The 16,630-nt window shown below is 38.0% G+C and carries 16 protein-coding genes and 1 pseudogene; 5 read left to right on the plus strand and 12 right to left on the minus strand.

Annotated elements, in window-relative coordinates:
- Positions 1-939: 939 nt before the first annotated feature.
- A complete protein-coding gene (locus tag C9J40_RS20595; protein ID WP_233220338.1) occupies positions 940-2,892 on the minus strand; it encodes an EAL domain-containing protein in 1,953 nt (650 codons plus the stop codon).
- A 269-nt stretch (positions 2,893-3,161) separates the two neighbouring features.
- On the opposite strand from C9J40_RS20595, the gene pdxH reads away from it, so the two are divergent.
- A complete protein-coding gene (gene pdxH / locus C9J40_RS20600; protein WP_107208290.1) occupies positions 3,162-3,797 on the plus strand; it encodes a pyridoxamine 5'-phosphate oxidase in 636 nt (211 codons plus the stop codon).
- Positions 3,798-3,838: 41 nt separating this feature from the next.
- On the opposite strand, the gene C9J40_RS20605 is transcribed toward pdxH, so the two are convergent.
- Positions 3,839-4,555, minus strand: coding sequence for a PAS domain-containing protein (locus tag C9J40_RS20605; protein ID WP_107208289.1), 717 nt, complete (start codon positions 4,553-4,555; stop codon positions 3,839-3,841).
- A 372-nt stretch (positions 4,556-4,927) separates the two neighbouring features.
- Positions 4,928-5,359 carry a hypothetical protein gene (locus tag C9J40_RS20610; protein ID WP_107247875.1) on the minus strand — a complete coding sequence of 144 codons (432 nt, stop codon included), beginning with the start codon at positions 5,357-5,359 and terminating at the stop codon, positions 4,928-4,930.
- Between the two features lie 592 nt (positions 5,360-5,951).
- On the opposite strand from C9J40_RS20610, the gene C9J40_RS20615 reads away from it, so the two are divergent.
- Complete coding sequence (locus C9J40_RS20615; protein ID WP_107208287.1) at positions 5,952-7,214, plus strand: tetratricopeptide repeat protein; 1,263 nt, start codon at positions 5,952-5,954, stop codon at positions 7,212-7,214.
- 58 nt (positions 7,215-7,272) lie between these two features.
- On the opposite strand, the gene C9J40_RS20620 is transcribed toward C9J40_RS20615, so the two are convergent.
- The 5 genes from C9J40_RS20620 to C9J40_RS20635 form a co-directional block, all read right to left on the minus strand.
- Positions 7,273-7,638: a DUF333 domain-containing protein gene (locus C9J40_RS20620; RefSeq protein WP_107247876.1), complete on the minus strand. Its 366-nt coding sequence runs from the start codon at positions 7,636-7,638 to the stop codon at positions 7,273-7,275.
- A 31-nt stretch (positions 7,639-7,669) separates the two neighbouring features.
- Positions 7,670-7,933 carry a DUF333 domain-containing protein gene (locus C9J40_RS20625; protein WP_107208285.1) on the minus strand — a complete coding sequence of 88 codons (264 nt, stop codon included), beginning with the start codon at positions 7,931-7,933 and terminating at the stop codon, positions 7,670-7,672.
- 317 nt (positions 7,934-8,250) lie between these two features.
- Entirely contained in the window at positions 8,251-8,622 is a 372-nt protein-coding gene (locus C9J40_RS20630) for a DUF333 domain-containing protein (RefSeq protein ID WP_233217824.1), read from the minus strand.
- 66 nt (positions 8,623-8,688) lie between these two features.
- Complete coding sequence (locus C9J40_RS22040; protein ID WP_158259297.1) at positions 8,689-8,826, minus strand: hypothetical protein; 138 nt, start codon at positions 8,824-8,826, stop codon at positions 8,689-8,691.
- A 219-nt stretch (positions 8,827-9,045) separates the two neighbouring features.
- On the minus strand, positions 9,046-9,501 hold the full coding sequence (locus C9J40_RS20635) for a hypothetical protein (protein ID WP_107208284.1): 456 nt from the start codon (positions 9,499-9,501) through the stop codon (positions 9,046-9,048).
- Positions 9,502-9,577: 76 nt separating this feature from the next.
- On the opposite strand from C9J40_RS20635, the gene C9J40_RS20640 reads away from it, so the two are divergent.
- Together C9J40_RS20640 and C9J40_RS20645 are read left to right on the plus strand one after the other, a co-directional pair.
- The gene (locus tag C9J40_RS20640) at positions 9,578-10,240 is read left to right on the plus strand and encodes a CatB-related O-acetyltransferase (protein WP_107208283.1); all 663 of its coding nucleotides are present in this window, start codon (positions 9,578-9,580) and stop codon (positions 10,238-10,240) included.
- Positions 10,241-10,668: 428 nt separating this feature from the next.
- Positions 10,669-11,874: an acetate/propionate family kinase gene (locus C9J40_RS20645; protein ID WP_107247877.1), complete on the plus strand. Its 1,206-nt coding sequence runs from the start codon at positions 10,669-10,671 to the stop codon at positions 11,872-11,874.
- 299 nt (positions 11,875-12,173) lie between these two features.
- On the opposite strand, the pseudogene ltrA reads toward C9J40_RS20645, so the two are convergent.
- The 4 genes and pseudogenes from ltrA to C9J40_RS20665 all read right to left on the minus strand — a co-directional run bounded on the left by ltrA (position 12,174) and on the right by C9J40_RS20665 (position 16,192).
- Positions 12,174-13,633 (minus strand): annotated as a pseudogene (gene ltrA, locus C9J40_RS20650) (group II intron reverse transcriptase/maturase).
- 760 nt (positions 13,634-14,393) lie between these two features.
- Positions 14,394-15,293 (minus strand): hypothetical protein, encoded by a 900-nt coding sequence (locus C9J40_RS20655; protein ID WP_107247878.1) that lies wholly within the window; start codon positions 15,291-15,293, stop codon positions 14,394-14,396.
- A gap of 115 nt (positions 15,294-15,408) precedes the next feature.
- Complete coding sequence (locus tag C9J40_RS20660; protein ID WP_107247879.1) at positions 15,409-15,729, minus strand: hypothetical protein; 321 nt, start codon at positions 15,727-15,729, stop codon at positions 15,409-15,411.
- A gap of 103 nt (positions 15,730-15,832) precedes the next feature.
- Positions 15,833-16,192 (minus strand): hypothetical protein, encoded by a 360-nt coding sequence (locus C9J40_RS20665; protein WP_107247880.1) that lies wholly within the window; start codon positions 16,190-16,192, stop codon positions 15,833-15,835.
- Positions 16,193-16,413: 221 nt separating this feature from the next.
- On the opposite strand from C9J40_RS20665, the gene C9J40_RS20670 reads away from it, so the two are divergent.
- Positions 16,414-16,630, plus strand: a 217-nt coding sequence (locus C9J40_RS20670; protein WP_199188071.1) for a phage integrase N-terminal SAM-like domain-containing protein, incomplete at its 3' end; no start/stop codon positions are given.

The raw sequence follows: 16,630 nt of genomic DNA on the forward strand, positions 1-16,630 counted from the left end.
TACAGTGTAAATTGTTTCTCTCTTTTATTTACAGTGTAAATTGGATATTCACTTTACACTGTAAATTACTCGCTTATTCTTTTCTTACTTCTTACTTCTTACTTCTTACTTCTTACTTCTTACTTCTTACTTCTTACTTCTTACTTCTTACTTCTTATTTTTTGGCGTCTCTTAATAACTTGCTCTGAAACATTTATTCACCGTGGGATAGTGCTTGTTACTTCATTAGCGATGAAAATATTTTTTATTGATTCGTATCTTTATGAATAGAGTGCTGATAATCACTGATTTAATAGAAAGGTTGGATAGTGACATAAGCCTAAACCTTGTATGCATATGGTATAATATAAGGGTGATTTACAGTGTAAATATTGAAATTGATTACGAGTATTTACACTGTAAATAAAATGAATAATGGATAATTTTTTATTAGTATTTGCTAGAAGCTAGAAGCTAGATGCTAGAAGCTAGATGCTAGAAGCTAGAAGCTAGAAGCTAGAAGCTAGATGCTAGATGCTAGATGCTAGATGCTAGATGCTAGATGCTAGATGCTAGATGCTAGATGCTAGATGCTAGATGCTAGATGCTAAAGTTGAAGTGCTATATTTACACTGTAAATGAAGAACCAGTTCTAACTCGTATTATTTTTCGAGAATGAATTATATTGTGAAAATCGATAAGACGATAAAAGAAGGGGTAACAATTAAAGCATTGATAGGTTGGGAATTGAAAGTGCACCTATTTGCCGTTGTCCAATTCAAACCGTGATTAGAGTGATTAAAATAAGGTAGAACCTTCACCTTGCTTTCTTGAAATTAAAAGCTGTGATAACCATTTGCATCCTATAAGTTGAATCAGTTAGATAATAAATAGAAATTAAAAAAAACCAGTACAAAGGTACTGGTTTTCGGGGGAAATAATATTTACAGTGTAAATGACCTACGCCGATTCTAACTGTGTGTATTTTTCAGTAATAAAGCCTTGATAACCACTTACGAATAAATCAGATAACCGTTCTAACTGTGTTTCTGTTTCAACGCGAGTTGCAATAGCCTTAATATCTAAACTATGTGCGGTTCGACATATGGAAGATAATACATTTGATTTTGTTTGGTCATTTAATTGATAAGTATATGCGTAGTCGATCTTGACGTAATCAGGATTAATTTCTTTTAAGTAATTTAATGATTGAAAATGACGTCCATAGTTATCTATTCCCACGCCAAAGTGGTAGCGTTTTATAATACTGCACAACAGGCTTGTCGCATCAGTGTTTCTGATACAACTGATTTCTTGTAATTCAAAAAATAGTCGAGAGGCTATCTGCGTATTATTACTCAATAGTTTATCTAACCAGCGAGTAAAACTCGGATCGCCAATACTGCTGTTAGTGATGTTTATTGCAAATGGACCTATTGTTCTATCGGCATTAAGTCGGTTAACTATGGTTACGATGACATGTCGATCAAACCAACTGCCGATCTTCAAATCTTCTATAGCACCTAAAAACTGACCAGCTGAATAAAAGTTCTTATCTTTTTGTATCGCGGTGAAAACCTCATAATGGTAAACACTTTTATTTTCTAATGTTGCAGGCTGAAATTTATATTGAAATAAATCTTCATTTATCGCTTGCTCCAGTAATTGTTTCCACTGTTGTTTTCCTAAGCTGTTATGGCTATTAGGATCTTTTATTAAAGCAATGGATTTATGAGGAGTAAGCTTTGCTTGTGTTAATGCGTTATCTAATTGGGTTAATAATTGGCTTGGCGTAATTTGCGCTTCGTTATAAACCAATCCAATATCTGTGGTTGATGGGCTAACTAAATTTGAATTATTAACGATATCATCAAATATTTTAAGCACCATTTTTCCAAGCAATTCTAACTTTTCAGAAGATAGGTTAGGAATAAGAATGGCGAATTCATCACGAGATAAGCGTGCTATCGTGGTGTAATTATAATTAATGACATCATTCAAACGTGCTGCGATTTGCTTTATCAGTTTATCACCCGCTTGATAGCCTTCCTGCTCATAATAATCACTGATTAGCGTTGTTTGGATTAGTGCTAATCCACCTTTATGTGATTCATCCAACCAAGAGCTAATTTGATGGATAAAGAAACTTCGATTGCCTAAACCAGAGATAGGATCAAGATAAGCTTGTTCTCGCAGTTTTACGGCTTCGTTTGCTTGACTCTTAAAGTTGACATCTAATTGATAACTAAGCTTATTAAAAGCTCTTACTATTGTTTTAATATCTGATTCATCAGGCAATGCTAAAGGTGCTTGATTGAGATTATCTATGTTATACGCACGGTTGGTTAGCGTGCGTAACGATGTGAAATGCTTTTTACTAATAAAGTAAATCGCGCAGCCACCAAGAAGCATGAGTAATAAATGTGAAATAAGGGTGTTACTAAATAACTGCCAATATTTTGTATATGCCCAGCGGGATGACGCGCTCAGCGCTAGGATACCGACATCAAAATTGTCATTATTTATTATTCTTTTTTCAATATGTTCTGGGATCTTAATTAAAGATTGAAACCATTGTGGAACATTAGTGATATCACGGTTATTATCTATTCGTATCAAAGGTGTTGAATCGGCAAGTAACAACGATGCGTGGTTATATTGTTGTGCAGGAAATAAATAATTTAGCGTATCAACAAGTTGTTCTTCTTGCTGTCGTGAAATTATTAAACTGTCAATAATTGATAATTTATCCGGTAATGTAGTAAGCGCACGATTTATATCTTCATGAGCTGTCGCTATTTGCTGATCACTAATTACATGATAGCCAGTATACAACTGCGTACCTGCAGAAATGCCAAGTATAGAACACATGAGTGTTGTAATACTTATTATTTGTCGTTTAAAGAGTGTCATAGTCTGAGCACCAAAGTAGAGTACTAGCCCAACATAAACAGTAAAAGAGAGATATCTTATGCTGACTAAATCATTGATTTTGTATTAGTCTAATTTATCAAAAGTCGCATCTTGCAACTGTACTCTTTGTTATTTATTGTTGAAATTCGATAGATGTATCTATTTGTTTTTGCAAACAAGACTAATATTCATAAGAAAATAGTGTTTGCTTCCAAAAGGAAGTCACAATATTGTAGAGAATAAATCATTTATACTTTATGGAGATAAAAATGGAGTTGTCCGATATTCGCAGGGAGTATGCCAAAGGAGGTCTACGACGAGATGATTTACCGAGTGATCCACTCGTCTTATTTGAACGATGGTTAAAGCAAGCAGTAGAAGCACAGTTACCTGATCCCACTGCAATGACGGTTGCTACCGTCGATGCTTCTGGACAACCTTTTCAACGTATTGTTTTACTAAAACACTTTGATGAGCATGGCTTTGTATTTTATACCAACCTTGGTAGTCGTAAAGCTCAGCAACTAGCCATTAATAATAAAATCAGCTTGCATTTCCCATGGCATATGTTGGAAAGACAAGTACATATTACCGGACATGTTGAAGCGTTATCAAAGCGTGAAGTGCTAAGCTATTTTTCTTCTCGTCCAAAAGAAAGCCAAGTTGCAGCATGGGCGAGTAAACAAAGCCAACGCTTAACAGCAAGACAAGCATTGGAAGGGAAATATTTTGAATTGAAACAAAAATTTCTAGCAGGAGAGGTACCTGTACCTACCTTTTGGGGAGGCTTTCGCGTTAAATTCAATTCGATTGAATTTTGGCAAGGTGGCGAACATCGTTTACATGATCGTTTTTTATATCACGATAATAATGAAGAATGGACAATTGATCGATTAGCACCATAACAATAAAGAGCAGATAACTACTCTTTTATTGTATGGGGTATTTAATCTTTTAAAACAATAGACAACTGTGTTTTCAACATACTTTCTGGAATGTTTGAACCATAACCTAATTCTAATGCCAAATCTAAAAGCTCACCTTTAGAATTGGCATTAAACTTCTCTCGTAAGCGCAAAACATAATTCTCAATTGTTTTGACAGAGACACCTAATGTATTCGCGATATATTGCGGTTTCTTCCCATGCAATAGAAGAAATAATACTTCAGATTCTCGAGTATTTAATCCAATGTCTTCCTTTTTGATGTTGATTCTTAACATAGAAGAATTTTTTTGCTGTTGAGTTATCCCTATAGCACGGCACAACCAATGTCCAACTTCTAATACAGCTGTGTCTGTTAACTCAATACCTGAAAAAATAGTCCCTATTACTTGATTATTATGATCACGCCATGGTGTTTTAGTAAAAAGGTGAGCGCGCCACTTACCATCATGATAAGGATGAATATCAAGCACACGAATTGTTCTCTCTGTTTCTATTACAATTTGATCTTGTTCAACATATTTATCTGCGTAATCTGTCGATGTTATAGGCATTTGATAATCCGTTTTACCTATACAATCTAAATGATTATCAAATCCAACCATTCTTCCATACTCAGGATTTACATAAACAAATGTTGAATTGATATCTTTACAACCCCAGCAACCAGGCAACTGATCAAAAATTTCGGGTGAAAATGAGGCGTTTTTATTATTCATATATTGCCTAAAAATACAGTCAGCGAAAACATTCTAGTCACTTTATCGTATTTGTAAATATATAGGTAATAAGATGCTTATATATTAGACAAAAATATAAAAAAAGCCGGCCAATATGGCCGGCAAAACAAGAATTGGCTCTAGGAGCATAATTCTGTACGACGTGTAGAAGAGATAATCAGAAAAACGAAGTGAGGTACATTATCGTTTTCGCTGATTTATCCTTTTGGATAATGCTCGTTTTCTAGGTGAAATCACCTTAAATAACGAACAAGCATAACTATAACTAAGCTTCTATTAACAAAATAGGGGGGAAATCACCTATTGACAAAATTCTAACTCTCCTAACTATCTTCTAACGTTATGACACATTTAAAGCTGATGTCTCTGCCAGTTAAGTTTAAAACCAAATTTGATACGATTATCTGTCATTTTTATTTCATTTAATGCTATTTGCCAGATTGAAGATGGCAGATTTTTCGCTATCGGAAATTTTGCATAATATAACGCTAATGCTTGTTGTTCATTGCTTGAATCGATCAAATTAATCTGACCAGAAAACTGTATACCTTGAATATCACTAACGTCACTAGGTTCAGGTACGATAGTACCTGCAATATGGTGGTTTTTTAGCATTAGGTTTCCATGACGTGTCTCTGGAGAAGTCATGATATACAGCATCATATGGTCACTATCGAAAACATAGTAGCAGTTAGCACTCCAAATATTATCGTTAAAACTAGCGCATAATGTCAGTAGATGGTGCTCGGCAATAAAGTGTTGAATATGTTTTAATTCGTTCATATCAGTGCCCCTATTGTTTTATTTCGTTAATGATTACCCTACCTGCTTGATAAGAACAATATACACAACAGATTCTTTCATACCATAGATGAATTAACTCTTTGTTTTTATAACGGAACGATGATCATGTGAGCTGAATTAACGGTCAGTGTCAAATGGATTGGAAAGATGATCAAGGATGATCCTGTGAGTAAATCAGACAAAAATAAAGGAAATCAGCGACTTTTTAATACCTATTTTATGAATATGAATTCAGTGAGCGTCGAGAGGTATGGAAGCATGATCATGGAATATTCCGACATGGAACACTTGTAATTCCCGCGATCTTAAGTCAAGAAAGAATAAATTCAGACAAGGACCTATTAGGTGATCCGTGGAGGTAAAGCCTGACGTGCTCCTAAGATTATTCTTTTGTCTTTAAAGGGCGTGCTCGTAGGTGGTGAGTCAGGTTTAGTGGTGTATAGAGTAATAAAATAATTGAATACTCGTTTAAATCGCAATATTGGCAATGAAAATACTGGAACAATGATCAAGGTCTAATGGTTATAGACAGTGACTTTAGTTTATTGTGTCTTAGCCGATAATCACTCCTATGCGTCCGCGACTTGAGTTAGTGATTATGTTTGATGTTACTTGGCTGTTTATTATTCCTATTATCGTTTTAGGCTGGTTAATTTCACGTTACTTTGCTACCAGAAATATGCAGCAGCAAGAAAAGCAGCAGCAAATACTGAAAGACATTAAATATAAACAAGTATTAGAGAAGGCCAAAAAGGCGGAACGAGAAGAAAAAATTTTTAAAGCCAGTACAGGGCATATACCGAGTCAATTATCTTTAGCAAAAGAATGTGAGGTGACGAATCCTGTTGCGGCAATTGAGTGGTACGAAAAAGCGGCAGCGCAAGATAATGAAATGGCGCAATATGCTTTGGCACGTTTGTATCGTCGAGATCCCTTGGATCAACAAGCAATGCTAAAAGCCAATTACTGGCAAGCGTTTATTGATGTAAAGCAAAAATCACCTGAATCACTGTTTCATTTTGGCTTGTTACTGATCCAAGGCAAAGGGGTAGAGGCTGATCCTACTTTGGGTATCGATTATATTCAGCAAGCAGCAACTGAAGAGTTTCTTCCTGCTGCACTGTTTCTTTCTGATTGGTATGTTGCTGAAGAAACCGATCATTACTTACCTCAACAAGCCTTTTATTGGCGGATACAAGCGGCGAAACACAATGATCTTGATGGATTAATGAAAACAGCATTTTGTTATAAAGTTGGATTGGGGGTTGAAAAGGATGTGGATCGTGTCAAATACTGGTTAGAGCGCGCAGCGGAACATGATCATCCAGAAGCACAATATCTTGCAGGTAAAATGTATTTAGGCGCATGTGCAAATAATGCCGCGATTGCTTATATTTGGTTTTCAATGGCATATGCTGGCGGTTATAAAAAAGCAAGAGTAGCAAGAGATGAAGCCGCGCCTCTCATTGGTATTGAATCGATCCTCAATGTTCAAAATATTGCGAAGGAAATCTATAAAATTCTAAAGAAACAGCCTGTTACTCCTCATTCGATTATTACTTTATTAGATAATTGCTATGGCCGAAAAGGGTATCGTCCAACCCTTGCTGATATTGAATCATTGGGCGAGACTCACGATGACATGAGTGATGATCATGAAACATCAATAAAAGAAGAGATAGCAATATCGATGACAGACGCTAACGCGATAGAAACGGATAATTCAAACGAAAAGCCAGCAATGAAAGTGGATGATTGGACGACATCATGGGGATCATCGTCAGATATGATGCTTCAAACAACATCGATAACTAGCGATGAAACAAAGAAGTAAAACGAAAACAGCTCAACCACTGTTGAGCTGTTTTTATTTAATATTATGATTCAGAGGACTAATATACTTTCGGGTGTTTATGGTGGTGTTTTTTACAAGAGCCATTATAAAAGGATTTCAAGCTACATTGCGTACCTTGTTTATTAAAGTGGCACTTATTACTAATAGCAGTCCCTTTGTGTTTTACACAATAGTTCACCCATTTTTGTTTCTTGTCTTGTGCATGCTGTGAACATTTACCTTCTTTGTAAGCCCACTCATCACACATTTGACCGCTAGGTAGGCGGCAGTAACCTTGGCCATCAACAATAACGGATTGACCACCATGGTGTTCACAATAGATAGAAGCAGGATTTCCGTGCGGACCGCCAGCACAAGCGGCCGTTGAAATTAATAGTCCAATCAGTAATAAAAACTTTTTCATGTTAATTTTCTCTTTTTAATAATGACTGAAATTAGTACAAAATTGGTTTGTCAGCAGCGGGTTTACACTCACCGCGTAGATATTCCCATCCATCACATTGGCTACCGTTCTTGAAATGACAGACGCCAGCTTGGCTACCATCTTCATTCGTTGTGATTTGATAATTGCCACCGTGTTCAACACAGTATGTTGCTGCTGGATTTGCCATGTTTGCAGTTGGTTGAGTGGGTAGTGTTTTACAACCAACCAATGAGGCTGAAGCAATAAGAGAAAGTAGCAATAATGTCTTTTTCATAATCTAATCCTTATGTAAACGATGGCTTCGTTTTTATATCCATTCACGTGATGAATGATTTGAGCGTATTGTGTATTTAAAACACTGTTCGAATGTCAGCGGAATGACAAAAAATAACTCTCAGTAAGGTTGCCGGTTATTTAATGGTGACGGATAGTAAATGCTTCATTGACGATAAATATATATGATTAATGGCTAATGTACGGTTATAAGGAAAGGGGAAATAAGAGGAAAAGCTTGAAGATAAAAAATACAGCTTAACATTTGCTAAGCTGCATTGTTTAAAAGTGATTAATCAGGGGGAAGAGATTAATTACTTAGTAAACGCGATTACCTTTTTTACGGTTACATTTGTGATTGTAGAAGTCTTCTAGATCACATGTTGTATTCCATTTAGCAAATTTACATACATCACCGGTTGCAAATCCACCTTTTTTAACACAGTGGTCGACTAATTTTTGTTTATGCGTTTTACCTGAAGGTTTACATTGGCCTTTCATAAAGGCGTATTCTTCACATGAGCTACCGTCGTTAAAGACACAGTAACCTTTTTCACCATCGCCACCCATTGGAGTACGAATTTCAACATGACCACCATGTTGTACACAGAAATCGGATGCTGGATTACCAAACGCAAAAACAGAGCCTGAAAGCAGTAAACCAACAACAAGTAGTAATTTTTTCATCATTAACCTTCCGATATTAATAATAGAGCAATTGGACAATCAATTAGTGTGTTGAACAACCGTCCATGTCTAAGCATTGACCGCCATGATCAACACAATACGTTGCTGCAGGGTTTGCCATGTTTGCATTGGATCGAATAGGTAATGATTTACAGCCAACGAATGATGTTGCAGTAAGTAGAGAAAGTAAGAGTACTTTCTTTTCAAAATCTAATCCTTGTTAAACAATAGCCTCGTTTAATCGCGAGTATTCAGCAACTGAATGTGTTTTATTCATTGTTAATTAAAAACATCGTTCAAATGTCAGGGGAATGAAAGGGTCTGGTTATCTGGCTGTGAAAAAAGTATGTGAATTAAAATGAATTTGTTAATTATCAGTAGGTTATTAGAGCAAGGAGGAAGGTGAATCTTGCTCTAATAAAATCATTAGGCGTATTTATTAATAAATGTTGTCAATATATCAAGGGCGCTGTTATCCCCTCGTTGTTCTGCCAGCAAATAATCATAAATCGCATTTTCATGATCAGCGACTAACGTAAATAAATAGCGATGCTCTGTGGCTTCATCAGCCTGTTGTTGGTAGCGCTGCTGATAGGGAGCAACCCATGGCACCATGGTATCGACTAACTCTTGCCAAGGTAATGCAAGCCATTTATTAGCATCGGCAAGACCTTTATTCTCCATATCTTGATCGTAATCAGGGCAAGGGTGTCCTAACGTTTCCAGTCCATCCTTTAAACATTGCGCCGTGAGTTCCTCAACCTTTATTAATGTTTGCCATTTGTTGTTATGGCTATCGTCACTATACTTTTCAGCAAAGGTCTTAAAAAAAACAATGCCATAAAGTTCACCTAAATAAGCGTTATAGAGTTGAGCAATCATTGTGGTTATATCCAAAAAGGTTAATACAACATTAATAATACGCTTTTTACACCAATAAACACAAAGAAGGTTTGATATGGAATCCTCTATTTTTCCCTCTTGGTTAGGAGGGTATGAAATTAACCGTTATATCACTAATCCTAATATTAAAGTTGGAGATTACAGTTATTATTCTGGCTACTACCATCAGCACCATTTTGAAGATCAATGTGTTCATTATCTACTGGGTGATAAATCCACGATTGAAGCTTGGCAGTCAGGTATTTTTGGTGATGTTGATCAATTAATTATTGGCCGTTATTGCTCTATTGCCACAGGAGTCGTGTTTATGTTGTCGGGTAATCAAGGACACCGACATGATTGGATCTCGACATTCCCATTTGATTTCCAAGAATTTGGCGATGGCGTCAAAACCGGGATCCAACGAGCGGGCGATACGGTTGTTGGTAACGATGTTTGGTTCGGGGCTGAATGCGTTATTTTACCTGGCGTAAAAATAGCTGATGGTGCCGTGATTGGTACTCGTGCCGTTGTAACAAAAGATGTTGAACCCTATTCTGTTATGGTGGGTAACCCATCGCGATGTGTTAAAAAACGATTTACAGAGCAACAGATCGCTTTATTGCTAGAGATGCAGTGGTGGAACTGGCCAAAATCTGCATTAAAAGCAGCAATGCCGTTGATGTGTAGTACGCAGGTCGATGAACTCTATCAATATTATTTAGATAACATAAAATAATATTGTAAGTTTAAAACTTTTTTAGTTACTTTATAAAAGCATTCCTTTTTTGATGTGCTTCCTTTCTATATATGCCTTTTTGTTATTAGTTTCAGTCTAGTTTGAAAAAATTACATTGATTTACAATTATTCAATGCTGAAAATGTGTATTTTATGGTTAACTCTACGGTAAATGATCAACTAAATTTGAAATTCAGATGAATTTTTATGCTTTAAAAATCGATTTTTAGTTAAAAAATTGATCTGAACCAGTAAAAATTCAATTTTTAAGTTTTTTTTAAAACAAAAGTTGAGATATTCAAATTAAATTGAGTAAGATGGTTGAGCCAGCTTGTTGACAGATACCTTTTTCGACATTTTCAGTGAGCTAGCTTCAAGGTGGATAGTGATATCCGAAATTTGCCCTTAAAAATATTGATGAGATAACCATGAGCAATTCTTTAGTTCTTGTAATCAATTCTGGTAGTTCTTCACTTAAATTTGCTTTAATTGATACTGTCAACGGTGAAGCTACGTTAAGCGGCCTTGGTGAGTGCTTCGGCCTCCCTGAAGCAGTGGTTAGCTGGAAAGTCAATGGTGAAAAGCACGAATACAAGCTTGATGGTTTAGATCATCACCATCAACAAGCGATTGATCGTATTGTCGATTTAGTCGACGAACTTGGTCTAAAAGAAAATATCGTCGCTGTGGGTCACCGTGTTGTTCAAGGTGGTAACTTATTTGATCATACTGTTAAGATTGATGAAAAAGTTATCGCTGATATTGAGTCGCTAAGCGATCTAGCACCACTACATAACCATGCACACGTTATTGGTATGCGTGCAGCAAGCAAAGCATTCCCTACATTGTCTCAGTATGCAATTTTCGATACTGCATTCCACCAAACAATGCCTGAAAAAGCATATACTTACGCAATTTCTCAAGAAGTTAGCAAAGAGTACAACATCCGTCGTTACGGCTTCCACGGCACAAGCCACTACTTTGTAACGCGTGAAGCAGCGAAAGTCGTGAATAAGCCAGTTGACGCATCAAGCTTTATTTCTGTTCACCTAGGTAACGGCGCATCAGTATGTGTGGTTAAAAACGGTGAAAGTATTGATACATCAATGGGCTTCACGCCACTTGCCGGCTTAATGATGGGGACACGCTGTGGTGATATCGACCCAAGTATACTTGAGTACTTATTAAAGAAAGGCTGGAGTAAAGAGCGCCTAGAGAAAGAACTCGTTACGAATTCTGGTTTCCTTGGTGTTTCTGGCTTTACAAGCGACTGTCGCGGCATTATTGAAGCAATGGAAGATGAAAGCCATCCTCACCACCACGGTGCTAAGCTCGCGTTTGAGCTATTTACGTACCGCGTAGCAAAATACATTGCATCATATATGGTGGCACTTGATGAGCTAGACGGCATCATTTTCACTGGTGGTATCGGCGAAAACGCAATGCCAATTCGTAGTGAAATTCTACGTTTAATGAAGATCTTTGGTTACCAAGAAGATATAGAAGGTAATGCCGCTGCACGTTTTGGCGCACAGGGTATTATCACTAAGCCAAATACACCACTAGCAATGGTTATCCCAACCAATGAAGAGTGGGTAATTGCAAAAGAATCAATGGCGCTATTGCACGCATAAGTGACAATGACGTACTAGATTTCCGAGTGGAACGGCTCGGACGATACTTTGGTTTGGAACCCCAAAGTATATGGAACGGAAAGACGGCTCTTTGCTTTTGCATCGAGCCGTTTTTTCGTTATTGGTTGTTACCAGAAGATGTCATCAATTCTCTGAAGTTATATATATCCATGAGCTAACTCATTTTTGTCGGATAGGCGGCACTCGTTACCGAGTGCCGCCCTCCTAAGAACCGTACGTGCAACTTTCACTGCATACGGCTCAAGCCTCCGCTAAGGCGTATTACGTTACCCAGCAACCTAGATAGCAGTTAAAGCAGGATCAAACCAAGAGTGACGGCTTTCCTTTTTCGGCTTCCTCTTTGCCAAGTAATCTTGGTGCTGAGGATCGAACGGTGTCGCTGCACTTCGGATCTTCACATGTCTTTTAATTGGCGTTTTCGCTATTTGAGCCAAGTTGTAGTGACAGTCCATGTTCGCGATTTTCTGCCAACCATGAAATTGCCAACCACCACTTCTGTTCATGTAGTATTTGCGCCTTACCCAGTCTTTTGGTTTGGTGGGATGACGTCTTACCGCCCATCTCCACAGCAACCAGAAGATTTGATGACCGAGATAACCGAAAGTACGTTTTGCAACGCAGTGGCGATAATAATTCGCCCAACCCTTCAGTTTAGGGTTCAATAGTCTGATAAGATCATTGACTGGCATTGTTGCGTGCTTCTTGATGAGTTCACGCAAGTTTCCCAAGAAGGAGAGAACGTTAGTTTTACTCGGTTTGATGAGCAGCTTGCCTTTGTACTTCCTGAGATTAAAACCCAGAAAATCAAAGCCATCATCTATATGAGTAAGGTGCGTTTTCTCTTCAGAGAGTGCCAACCCTCTCTCTTTTAGAAAATCAATCAGTCGTGGTTTGACTTCGTTAACCAGAACATCTTTTGATGAACCCGTTATCACAAAATCGTCCGCATAACCTATAAAGTTAACTCGTTCTCCCGATTTCTTAGCCACTTCTTTTACGAGCTTTTCTAAACCCGCAAGTGTCAGTAACATAAGCGTTGGGGAGATAATTCCGCCTTGCGGAGTTCCTTCCGATGTTCGGTAGAACAAGCCCTTATCGATATAACCAGATTCAGCATCCTTTTGTCTATTTGAACATTATCAAGTAGCCATTCATGCCCAATCTTGTCAAAGCAAGCTTTAATGTCACCCTCTAAAACCCAACGGCCTGAACGCTTAAGGCACAAGCATTTGAAGCATTGTTGAATTGCATCTGCCGTACTGCGATTGGGGCGAAAACCATAGCTATTTGGGTCTGCTGTCGTTTCCGATATCGGCTCCAAAGCAAGTAAATACAACGCCTGTTGCGCTCTATCTATCATGCATGGAATGCCTAGAGGTCTGAGTTTGCCATTCTTTTTCGGGATGTAGATACGTCTGAGGGGTTTGGCTCGATAACCTTTACGGTTCAATTGATTAACTGCGGTCATTCGACGAGCATCCGTATTCCAGATGACACCATCTATTCCAGGAGTGTTACTGCCTTTGTTTTGGGACACTCGCTTCACAGCCAGTAATTTCGCTGTTCTGGAGTGCGTTAAAATCCACTGCAAAGCTTTCACTTTACTGTGTTTTCCCTCTCGGGTTGCTTTTGCAATGCGCATTTGAAGCTTTAACACGTGCGACTCTACGGCTTTCCAATCGATGGATTGCCACTGAGTGCCATTAGGAGAGGCACTAACTTCTGATGAAGTCACCATTTGCGTTTCTCCTTGAATAAAGTTCTTCAAATCATCTTGCAACGGGAGACCAGTTAGAAGTCAGCTCGCTTTCGCGCCAGATATAAACCTGTATCCACTTCATTACAAGGTGGCCTTTGCTTTTTCTAACCTCCTTTACCTGCACACCTATCGGCAATCTTCGCAGACTGCTTTCCCAATGGGAGATATACAGGCTTACCCTGTTCCGTATGTCGCGAAAAATATCAGGTTAGATGCCCACTATAGTGCGGAGAGTACATCGATCACGAAAGAGTATTGTCCAACCTCTTTCCGACTCTCATTGCCATTTTGGCCACAGCGTATTAACCACTTCCGCTGCTTCATCGTATAACGCGCCTTACGTGGATTCACTTACGTTCATCATACTGACACCCTAGCACTTACCCGATTTGTGGTTATCAGGAAGAACGTCCTCTCACGATTCAGTTCCCACTCGGTCTAACAACCAAGTTTCGTTACATTGTCGGATTCGCTGCTTTATTCAGAATCCTAGGGTCATCTGGTGATACAGATGGTTCACTCTTATCGTGGTGAACAACGCTTCATACGACTTCAGGTCGCACGGACAAAAACGAGTTAGGCACTTTGCTCTATTTGGACTGATAGGTATTAGGAAAAGTAGGGGGAACGTTCGAATAACGCCGCGTTAAGCGGACAAAAAATGTGGGTTATAATGTGGAGCGAAGCGAAACGTAACCCACTGTTTTTGTTCCGTTTAAACGCCTTGTTAAATGGCTGGCTATTTTTCACTGCTATAATAGGTTCGTACCTTTGCAGGATCAAGCCCCTGAAATTCTACTAAAACAAATATGCACATTGCGCCAAAGACCATAAAAATCAAGAAAAACCCTAGATCAATGTAAAGGTTATGATCTAACCCCCTATTTTCTGAAGATAAAATCGTTAATTTTTTACCATTTAATCTAGGGTACTTTTCATGAATCGATAAGATATACTGATCTCTGTAATCAGAGTCAGGAACGACTTCGAAGTATTCAACATTAGAAAAGTCATAGCCATTAACAACTTTACTCGACTGTTTTTTTAATTCATGAAGGGCCCACTTCTTATCTTCAATCGCAACATCTTTGCTTATATCTTTACTAAAAGGAAATACAGCCCAAACAGTAAGCTGTTTATTTAAAGGGATCGATATATGCCTATAAATTGAAATCACCTCTCCGCTTTTAGTGATTCGTGTTCTAAAACTAACTTTTGATAGCATCTTACTTTTGATAGCGTTGAAATCCTGTACTTTTAGATAGCCTTTTGAATCAATATTCGACAAATCGGAAAAGTCTTCAATTTTTTGGATTTCATAGTGAAGATATGGAAGAATTTTCTGGGAGTTTTCAATGGCTATAGATAGGTAAAATGCAGTAAGCAAAGTTATAACGAAGCTGTTTATTCGATATTTATAAATAAGAATATCTAATCGCTTTCTCATCACCAAAAAACAAAGAATGATAGAGACTATCAAAGGATTTAAAAATTGGTATAGCTCACTTTTATTAAATATTTCTAAGTTATATTCCAATAACCATTTTAGAAAAATGGACATGAAAATCGTGGTAATGAATAGATAGGTTATCGGAATGTAGATAATCTTGGTTTTGATTAAAGATGGTGATATATCCATTGTTTACAATAATCCCTATTCAAAAACTGAAACCTTGAAGCCATTTAACGCCGCCAACAGCGGCCGAGCGTAGCGAGGTCCAGCGCACGGAGTGCGCGATGCTGCTTGGGCTTGTTCATTGCTGCATGTAGCCTTTAAATTCTTGTAGGCTATTTGCAATCTTAATGGCCGATTCTGGTGCTATACCAATGCTTGGCATGTAAAACACCTCTTCGGCTTCATTCACAACCAAAAGCTCACCGCCACCATTGCCGCCGAATGTTAAAAAGCCAGGAGCGTACTCGGCGATCTGATAGTCGCGATTGAATTCTTCCAGTTCTTCAGGCTGCCACAAGACATACCATTCTGGCTCTACTGATAGTTCACCTTCTAGGTAGCCTTCCTCTAACCAAGATCTCAGAACTTGTTTGATAGCTTCGATATCCATGATTGCCATTTAACGCCTTACTAATGGGCGCATAAATGCTTGGCTAAAATTAGCGACGAAGGAGCGCAAGCCAAGCGTTTTGCGTCCTTTTGAGTAACTTGTTATATGCCGTTTACAGCCTTAGTCCCTTTGCGAAAAACTCAAGCTTTCCCTTTTGGGGCTCCTTAATAAACTCTTCTACCGCTTCTAAAGGAAAGGATTGGCGATTATTAATGCGAATAGCAATGTGATTGTTTATTTCACTTTTATACCATTCTCCGCCAGTTTTATTTAATATTATTTCACCAAGGTAAACAGCAATCAAATATCTAGCACCAGAAATCGAACCCTCATCTTGTTCATTGATTAGAGCAATTAACACTTCCTCTAGAAGTTTTATAGAGCCTATCTCTTTTGTTAATTTTTCTCCCATTAAGGAAACTGTTTCTTCAAGATGTTCGCAGGTTTCTTTGATGTGTTGCTCGAAGTCCAATACTAAATTCTCCTAGGCATATAACGCCTTGCTAACGGGCGATAACGCTATACCACCCAACTTAAAATTTGTGTCCTAAACACTGAAGCCGATTTGAATGAAAGTAGCCATGCGTTAGGAGTCCCTGTTAAGCAATTTGTTGAACGAAGCCGCTGCGCGGCAGAGTGAAAACCCATAAGCTCAACTACGGTAAATACACCTTTCCAAAAGGAGTATTTATCATGAATAAAGCACAGCAACATCGTTCAGATTATCTTTATGAACAACACCTTACCCATCTCACCTTGCAAGGTAAACGCCCCGCTACGATAGATGCTTATAGTCGTGCTCTACGTCGCATTACCCATCAACTGGATAAATCACCAGACACATTAACTACCGAAGATCTTAAACAACATTTTACACAACTGATCAAAACACATTCATGGAGTACCGTGA

Origin of the sequence: Photobacterium sp. GB-72, assembly GCF_003026095.1 — a bacterium.
Taxonomy (GTDB): Bacteria; Pseudomonadota; Gammaproteobacteria; order Enterobacterales; family Vibrionaceae; genus Photobacterium.

Excerpts from the sequence above, each read along its gene's own strand:
- C9J40_RS20630 (WP_233217824.1), bottom strand. The coding sequence starts at position 8,622 with ATGATGAAAAAATTACTACTTGTTGTTGGTTTACTGCTTTCAGGCTCT.
- C9J40_RS20615 (WP_107208287.1), top strand. The coding sequence starts at position 5,952 with ATGCGTCCGCGACTTGAGTTAGTGATTATGTTTGATGTTACTTGGCTG.
- C9J40_RS20645 (WP_107247877.1), top strand. The coding sequence starts at position 10,669 with ATGAGCAATTCTTTAGTTCTTGTAATCAATTCTGGTAGTTCTTCACTT.
- C9J40_RS20655 (WP_107247878.1), bottom strand. The coding sequence starts at position 15,293 with ATGGATATATCACCATCTTTAATCAAAACCAAGATTATCTACATTCCG.
- C9J40_RS20595 (WP_233220338.1), bottom strand. The coding sequence starts at position 2,892 with ATGACACTCTTTAAACGACAAATAATAAGTATTACAACACTCATGTGT.
- C9J40_RS20620 (WP_107247876.1), bottom strand. The coding sequence starts at position 7,638 with ATGAAAAAGTTTTTATTACTGATTGGACTATTAATTTCAACGGCCGCT.
- C9J40_RS20610 (WP_107247875.1), bottom strand. The coding sequence starts at position 5,359 with ATGAACGAATTAAAACATATTCAACACTTTATTGCCGAGCACCATCTA.
- C9J40_RS20660 (WP_107247879.1), bottom strand. The coding sequence starts at position 15,729 with ATGGCAATCATGGATATCGAAGCTATCAAACAAGTTCTGAGATCTTGG.
- pdxH (WP_107208290.1), top strand. The coding sequence starts at position 3,162 with ATGGAGTTGTCCGATATTCGCAGGGAGTATGCCAAAGGAGGTCTACGA.
- C9J40_RS20625 (WP_107208285.1), bottom strand. The coding sequence starts at position 7,933 with ATGAAAAAGACATTATTGCTACTTTCTCTTATTGCTTCAGCCTCATTG.
- C9J40_RS20635 (WP_107208284.1), bottom strand. The coding sequence starts at position 9,501 with ATGATTGCTCAACTCTATAACGCTTATTTAGGTGAACTTTATGGCATT.
- C9J40_RS20605 (WP_107208289.1), bottom strand. The coding sequence starts at position 4,555 with ATGAATAATAAAAACGCCTCATTTTCACCCGAAATTTTTGATCAGTTG.
- C9J40_RS20640 (WP_107208283.1), top strand. The coding sequence starts at position 9,578 with ATGGAATCCTCTATTTTTCCCTCTTGGTTAGGAGGGTATGAAATTAAC.